Source organism: Psychrobacter sp. 1U2, from assembly GCF_051847575.1.
The window spans coordinates 1-523 of record NZ_JBPYDC010001792.1; the positions used below are offsets into that span (position 1 = coordinate 1).

1 protein-coding gene is annotated in these 523 nt (G+C 40.2%); it reads left to right on the forward strand.

Features of this window, described 5'->3' with window-relative positions:
- On the forward strand, nucleotides 1–523 hold a 523-nt coding region (locus tag ACS8FD_RS24435; protein ID WP_439277748.1), incomplete at both ends, for a transcription antitermination factor NusB.

Sequence of the window (523 nt, forward strand, 5' to 3'; positions counted from 1 at the left end):
GTGATATTCCAGAGCAAATCGAGGCATTGGACGTACTTATCAGTCAGCATCTTGATCGTGACATCAACAAATTAGACACCGTTGAGCACGCTATTTTATTGATTGGAGCTTACGAGCTACAAAACCGCTTAGAGATTCCTTATAAAGTCGTGCTCGATGAAGCCATGAAGCTCAATAATCACTTTGGTGCGACTGACGCCCATAAATTAATTAACGCTGTTCTTGATAAAATGGCAGTTGAGCTACGCGAAGTGGAAGTACAAGCAGATACCAAAGCCAATCTACGCACCTCACAAAAAACGGCTGCTAAACCTGTAGTAAAAACTGATGCGAATATAGATAACACTGCCGATACACGTAGCATTGAAGAAAAACCAACTGCTTCAAATAAGCCACGTATCAGTGCTAATAATACCAACGTCAAACGCAATAGCGCTAGTAAAGCCAGTGCAAACATTAGTGACTTTAAGGCGAGTAAAAAAGATAATGCCAAAAAAGATGATATTACCTCTGATGAAAAAAG